The sequence below is a fragment of the Pseudomonas izuensis genome, from assembly GCF_009861505.1.
Classification (GTDB): domain Bacteria; phylum Pseudomonadota; class Gammaproteobacteria; order Pseudomonadales; family Pseudomonadaceae; genus Aquipseudomonas; species Aquipseudomonas izuensis.
The window spans coordinates 153,308-159,864 of the sequence record NZ_WTFT01000007.1 but is presented as its reverse complement, the minus strand read 5'-3'; the positions used below and the strand labels follow the sequence as shown (position 1 = coordinate 159,864).

Sequence of the window (6,557 nt, the reverse complement as noted above, 5' to 3'; positions counted from 1 at the left end):
GTTAAAGAGCGGTTGGTTAAGATCTTTCGTCTCAACCGAGGTGGCGCAGTATATAGCAACACACCTTAAACAGCACCCTTAAAAGCAACTAATTTTCTAACAAAATCAGTTACTTAAGCCGGCGTCAGCATCAAGCTGCTCGTTAGCGGGAGGCAAATAGTACAGCATTAAAATACGTGGTCAACCCCCCGCCTAAAATTCTTTTCGTTATCTAGGCACGAGGTTGTCACAACGTCCGTACAGGGCATCGGGGTAGCAGAGAACTCAGATCACGTCGTAATTGAAGCACCTGCAAATTGCAACGGAATGAGGCCTCTCCTACCCTTCGACAGCTTTTATTCGTTGAAACACACAACCCGGTCATTCGTGGATAACTTATTCCACAGTCACCGATTTCGCCAGGTTGCGCGGCTGGTCGACGTCCGTACCTTTGAGCACGGCCACATAGTACGACAGCAACTGCAGCGGGATGGTGTAGAGGATTGGCGACAGGGTGTTGTGGATGTGCGGCATCTGTACCACGTGCGTGCCTTCCCCATTGGTCATGCCCGCCTTCACGTCGGCAAAGACGATCAACTCGCCACCTCGGGCGCGGACTTCCTGCAGGTTGGACTTCAGCTTCTCCAGCAGCTCGTTGTTTGGCGCCACGGTCACCACGGGCATATCGTTATCCACAAGCGCCAATGGACCATGTTTCAGTTCGCCGGCGGGGTAGGCTTCGGCATGGATGTAGGAGATTTCCTTGAGCTTGAGTGCTCCTTCCATCGCCACCGGGAATTGCGCGCCACGGCCGAGGAACAGCGTGTGGTTCTTCTCGGCGAACAGCTCGGCGATCTTTTCCACCGTGCTGTCCATCGCCAGCGCCTCGCCCAGGCGGGTTGGCAGGCGACGCAGTTCTTCCACCAGCGTGGCTTCAACGCCTTTTGCCAACGTACCGCGAACCTGGCCCAGGGACAGGGTCAGCAATAGCAGGCCGACCAGCTGGGTGGTGAACGCTTTGGTCGAAGCCACGCCGATTTCGCGACCGGCCTGGGTCAGCAGCGTCAGATCAGATTCACGCACCAGCGAGCTAATACCGACGTTACAGATCGCCAGACTGGCCAGGAAACCCAATTCCTTGGCGTTACGCAGGGCGGCCAGGGTGTCGGCGGTTTCGCCGGACTGGGAGATGGTGACGAACAACGTGTCAGGCTGCACGACCACCTTGCGGTAGCGGAACTCGCTGGCGACTTCGACCTGGCACGGGATACCAGCCAGTTCTTCGAGCCAGTAACGGGCGACCATGCCGGCGTGATAGCTGGTGCCGCAAGCAACGATCTGCACGTTGCGCACTTTGGCAAACAGCTCGGCAGCCTGTGGACCGAAGGCTTGCACCAACACCTGGTTCTGGCTCAGGCGGCCTTCCAGGGTGCGTTGCACCACGGACGGTTGTTCGTGGATTTCCTTGAGCATGAAATGGCGGTACTCGCCCTTCTCCGCCGCTTCGGTGCCATCGCGGTATTGCACGGATTCACGCTCGACAGCCTGACCATTAACGTCCCAGATATGCACACTGTCGCGACGAATTTCCGCTATATCGCCTTCTTCCAGGTACATGAAGCGGTCGGTGACCTGGCGCAAGGCCAATTGATCGGAGGCCAGGAAATTCTCGCCAAGGCCCAGACCAATGACCAGCGGGCTACCGCTGCGAGCCGCTACCAGACGGTCTGGTTGTTGGCCGCTGATCACCGCCAGGCCGTAGGCACCGTGCAGTTCCTTCACTGTAGCCTTGAGGGCTGCGGTTAGATCATGCAGATCCTTGAGCTTGTGATTCAGCAGGTGAGCGATGACTTCGGTATCGGTATCCGAAGTGAAGACGTAACCCAGCGCTGTGAGTTGCTCGCGCAGTGCGTCGTGGTTTTCGATAATGCCGTTGTGCACCACCGCCAGATCACCGGAGAAATGCGGGTGTGCATTGCGTTCGCACGGGGCACCGTGAGTGGCCCAACGGGTATGGGCGATACCCAGGCGACCGATCAGCGAATCTTCTGCCAAGGCCAGCTCCAACTCGCTGACTTTGCCCGGACGACGCAAGCGTTCGAGTTTTTGGTCGTTGGTGTAGACCGCCACACCGGCGCTGTCATATCCGCGGTATTCGAGACGTTTGAGGCCTTCGACCAGGATGGCGGTGATATTACGTTCTGCGACTGCTCCGACAATTCCACACATGCTATTTCTCCTGATTGACTGCCGCGCATATCAAATTGATGCCGCGGGCCTGAATCTGATCCCGTGCCTCAAGTGGCAGGCGATCATCGGTAATTAGGGTATGGACGCTGCTCCAAGGCAGTTCCAGGTTGGGAATCTTGCGACCGATCTTGTCGGCCTCGACCATCACCACCACTTCACGGGCGACTTCGGCCATGACTCGGCTCAATCCGAGCAACTCATTAAAGGTAGTGGTACCGCGAACCAGGTCGATACCATCGGCGCCGATGAACAACTGGTCGAAATCGTAAGAGCGCAATACCTGCTCGGCCACCTGCCCCTGAAAGGACTCAGAGTGAGGGTCCCAGGTGCCGCCGGTCATCAGCAACACCGGTTCGTGCTCGAGCTCGTTCAAGGCATTGGCAACGTTCAGGGAATTGGTCATCACCACCAGACCCGGTTGTTGACCAAGCTCGGGAATCATCGCCGCTGTTGTACTGCCGCTGTCGATGATGATGCGCGCGTGCTCGCGAATCCGCGTTACCGCAGCGCGGGCAATGGCTTGCTTGTATTTGGATACCGGCTGACCGAGGTCCGCCACCAATTCCTGAGGCATGGTGATCGCACCGCCGTAACGACGCAGCAGTAGACCGTTGCTTTCGAGTGCCGCCAGATCCTTGCGAATCGTAACTTCTGAGGTTTCGAAGTGCTTGGCCAGTTCGTCCACACTGACTTCGCCTTGCTCGTTGAGCAGGGCCAGGATGTTGTGGCGGCGTTGAGGTGTGTTGCGCTTCGACATGATTTGGTAAGTTTCGATTCGAAAGATAACGTAAGCAATCAAAACCTATCAGTGAAACTTCGTCAAGCACCGGGCGATAAAAAGGCCTGTGGATAAAAGCTTCGCGGGCAAGCCTCGCTCCTACAGGCAATTTTGTTCTGTAGGAGCGAGGCTTGCCCGCGAATACTTGAGATCAGCCTGTGAATAACTTCAGTCGATCATCGAAATGTGGATAACTCAGCCCTTCTTGACCTTCTCCGGCCGCTTCCAGCCATCGATGTTCTTCTGCCGGGCACGACCCACGGCCAACTGTGCTTTATCCACATTCTGGGTAATGGTCGAACCCGCTGCAGTGGTAGCACCGTCAGAGATATCCACCGGTGCCACCAACGAGTTGTTGGAACCGATGAACACATCTTCACCCAGCACGGTTTTCCACTTATTCACACCGTCGTAGTTGCAAGTGATGGTCCCGGCGCCGATGTTAGTACGCGCGCCAATTTCGGCATCGCCCAGATAGCTCAGATGGCCAGCCTTGGCGCCTTCGCCCATGTGCGCATTCTTGAGCTCGACAAAGTTACCCACATGCGCCCGCGCTTCCAGCACCGTGCCTGGACGCAGACGCGCAAACGGACCGGCGTCGCTGCCTTCACCCAGAATTGCACCTTCGATATGGCTGTTCGCCTTGATCACCACACCTTTACGCAGGGTGCTGTCCTTGATCACGCAGTTCGGGCCAATCACCACGTCATCTTCGATGACAACCTTGCCTTCGAGGATCACGTTGATATCGATCAGCACGTCACGACCAACAGTCACTTCGCCGCGTACGTCGAAACGTGCGGGATCGCGCAAGGTCACACCTTGGGTCATCAAACGGCGACCGGCGCGCAACTGATAATGGCGCTCAAGTTCGGAAAGCTGCATGCGGTCATTGGCGCCCTGCACTTCCACGGCATCGTGGGGTTGTTCCGTGGCCACCACCAGACCGTCGTTGACTGCCATTTCGATTACGTCAGTCAGGTAGTACTCGCCCTGAACGTTGTTGTTCGACAGGCGACCGGTCCAATCAGCCAAGCGATCCGAAGGCACCGCCAGGATACCGGTATTGCCTTCTTTGATAGCACGTTGAACTTCGTTGGCGTCCTTGTGCTCGACGATGGCAGCGACCTTACCGTCAGCGCCGCGAACGATTCGGCCGTAACCGGTCGCATCGTCCAACTCGACGGTCAGCAATCCCATCTGCCCTGGCGCTACCAGTTTGAGCAAACGTTGCAGGGTTTCGACTTCAATCAACGGCACATCACCGTAAAGAACCAGCACGGTATCAGCTTCGATAAAAGGAACCGCTTGGGCCACGGCATGACCGGTGCCCAACTGTTTGTCCTGAAGCACGAAATTCAGATCGTCAGCGGCCAGACGTTCACGTACCACGTCGGCACCATGGCCAATCACCACATGGATGCGCTGTGGATCAAGTTGTCGGGCGCTGTGGATAACATGGCCAAGCATCGAGTTGCCGGCAATCGGATGCAGGACTTTCGGCAAGGCCGAACGCATGCGCGTGCCCTGACCGGCAGCGAGAATAACGATTTCAAGAGACATGACTGGCTACCAATCCTGGGGGGTCAGCGGCTGCGACCAAAGTGATTAACGTCGGAAAAGAAAAAAGGGTAGCCGAGGCTACCCTTTTTAATCAATCGCACAATAAGCGCGCCTTAATGGCCGAACTTCTTGCGGATCTGCTGGACGGTGCGCAGCTGAGCTGCGGCCTCGGCCAGACGTGCGGCAGCAGAACCGTAATCGAATTCCGCGCCTCGCTCATGCAAGGCTTTTTCGGCAGCCTTAACGGCTTCCAAAGCTGCGGCTTCGTCCAGGTCGGCAGCACGTTGCACGGTGTCGGCAAGAACCTTGACCATGTTCGGCTGAACCTCGAGGAATCCACCGGAGATGTAATACACCTCCTCTTCCCCGCCCTGCTTGACCAGGCGGATCGGACCTGGCTTCAGATTAGTGATCAGCGGCGCGTGACCCAGGGCGATACCAAGATCACCCAGTGCACCGTGCGCAATCACCATCTCGACCAGACCGGAAAAGATTTCTCCTTCCGCGCTGACGATATCGCAATGGACTGTCATAGCCATCTGATTGCCTCAACCTAAATGAGCGCCCGTTGCCGGGCGCCGGGATTACAGTTTCTTGGCTTTCTCGATCGCTTCTTCGATGCCGCCGACCATGTAGAACGCTTGTTCTGGCAGGTGGTCATAGTCACCGTTGAGGATGCCTTTGAAGCCAGCAATGGTGTCTTTCAGGGAAACGTATTTACCCGATGCACCGGTGAAGACTTCAGCCACGAAGAACGGCTGCGACAAGAAACGCTGGATCTTACGAGCACGGTTTACCAACTGCTTGTCGGCTTCCGACAGCTCGTCCATACCCAGGATCGCAATGATGTCCTTCAGTTCTTTGTAGCGCTGCAGCACGTACTGAACACCGCGAGCGGTTTCGTAGTGGTCGTTGCCGATCACGTTCGGATCCAGCTGACGCGAAGTCGAGTCCAGTGGGTCTACCGCTGGGTAGATACCCAGGGAAGCGATGTCACGGGACAGAACGACAGTGGCGTCCAAGTGAGCAAACGTGGTCGCTGGCGACGGGTCAGTCAAGTCGTCCGCTGGTACGTATACGGCCTGGATCGAAGTAATCGAACCTTGTTTGGTCGAAGTGATGCGCTCTTGCAGCACGCCCATCTCTTCAGCCAGGGTCGGTTGGTAACCTACTGCGGAAGGCATACGGCCCAGCAGTGCGGATACTTCGGTACCGGCCAGGGTGTAACGATAGATGTTGTCGACGAACAGCAGAACGTCGTTACCTTCGTCACGGAACTTCTCGGCCATGGTCAGGCCGGTCAGGGCTACACGCAGACGGTTTCCCGGCGGCTCGTTCATCTGACCGTAAACCAGTGCCACTTTGTCCAGAACGTTGGAGTCCTTCATCTCGTGGTAGAAGTCGTTACCCTCACGAGTACGCTCACCCACACCGGCGAACACGGAATAACCGCTGTGCTCGATGGCGATGTTACGGATCAGTTCCATCATGTTTACGGTTTTGCCTACACCGGCACCACCGAACAGACCGACTTTACCACCCTTGGCAAACGGGCAAACCAGGTCGATAACCTTGATGCCGGTTTCCAGCAGGTCGTTGCCGCCTGCTTGTTCAGCGAAGGATGGCGCAGGACGGTGAATGCCCCAGCGTTCTTCGGTGTCGATCGGGCCAGCTTCGTCAATCGGGTTGCCCAGTACGTCCATGATCCGGCCCAGGGTCGCTTTACCGACCGGTACGGAGATGGCAGCGCCAGAGTCGACAACGTCCAGACCGCGCTTCAAGCCTTCGGTGGAACCCATCGCAATGGTACGAACTACGCCGTCGCCCAGCTGTTGCTGAACTTCCAGGGTAGTGTCCGCGCCTTGTACTTTCAGCGCGTTGTAGATGCTCGGTACGCTGTCGCGTGGAAATTCCACGTCGATAACGGCGCCGATGATTTGAACGATACGTCCGCTACTCATAGCTGGATCCTCTGAAAATTTGAACC

The 6,557-nt window shown here is 56.8% G+C and carries 5 protein-coding genes; all 5 read right to left on the bottom strand.

Annotated elements, in window-relative coordinates; all coding sequences use genetic code 11:
- Nucleotides 1-375 precede the first annotated feature (375 nt).
- Nucleotides 376-2,208: a glutamine--fructose-6-phosphate transaminase (isomerizing) gene (gene glmS / locus GPL81_RS06930; protein WP_160106070.1), complete on the bottom strand. Its 1,833-nt coding sequence runs from the start codon at nucleotides 2,206-2,208 to the stop codon at nucleotides 376-378.
- Nucleotide 2,209: 1 nt separating this feature from the next.
- The gene (locus GPL81_RS06925; RefSeq protein WP_178122575.1) at nucleotides 2,210-2,989 is read right to left on the bottom strand and encodes a DeoR/GlpR family DNA-binding transcription regulator; all 780 of its coding nucleotides are present in this window, start codon (nucleotides 2,987-2,989) and stop codon (nucleotides 2,210-2,212) included.
- A 213-nt stretch (nucleotides 2,990-3,202) separates the two neighbouring features.
- Nucleotides 3,203-4,570 carry a bifunctional UDP-N-acetylglucosamine diphosphorylase/glucosamine-1-phosphate N-acetyltransferase GlmU gene (gene glmU, locus GPL81_RS06920; protein ID WP_160106068.1) on the bottom strand — a complete coding sequence of 456 codons (1,368 nt, stop codon included), beginning with the start codon at nucleotides 4,568-4,570 and terminating at the stop codon, nucleotides 3,203-3,205.
- Nucleotides 4,571-4,683: 113 nt separating this feature from the next.
- Entirely contained in the window at nucleotides 4,684-5,109 is a 426-nt protein-coding gene (locus GPL81_RS06915) for a F0F1 ATP synthase subunit epsilon (RefSeq protein ID WP_007985046.1), read from the bottom strand.
- 45 nt (nucleotides 5,110-5,154) lie between these two features.
- Nucleotides 5,155-6,531, bottom strand: coding sequence for a F0F1 ATP synthase subunit beta (atpD, locus tag GPL81_RS06910; protein ID WP_008018365.1), 1,377 nt, complete (start codon nucleotides 6,529-6,531; stop codon nucleotides 5,155-5,157).
- Nucleotides 6,532-6,557 lie beyond the last annotated feature (26 nt).

Coding starts and splice junctions, on each gene's coding strand:
- glmU (WP_160106068.1), bottom strand. CDS start 4,570: ATGTCTCTTGAAATCGTTATTCTCGCTGCCGGTCAGGGCACGCGCATG.
- atpD (WP_008018365.1), bottom strand. CDS start 6,531: ATGAGTAGCGGACGTATCGTTCAAATCATCGGCGCCGTTATCGACGTG.
- GPL81_RS06915 (WP_007985046.1), bottom strand. CDS start 5,109: ATGGCTATGACAGTCCATTGCGATATCGTCAGCGCGGAAGGAGAAATC.
- glmS (WP_160106070.1), bottom strand. CDS start 2,208: ATGTGTGGAATTGTCGGAGCAGTCGCAGAACGTAATATCACCGCCATC.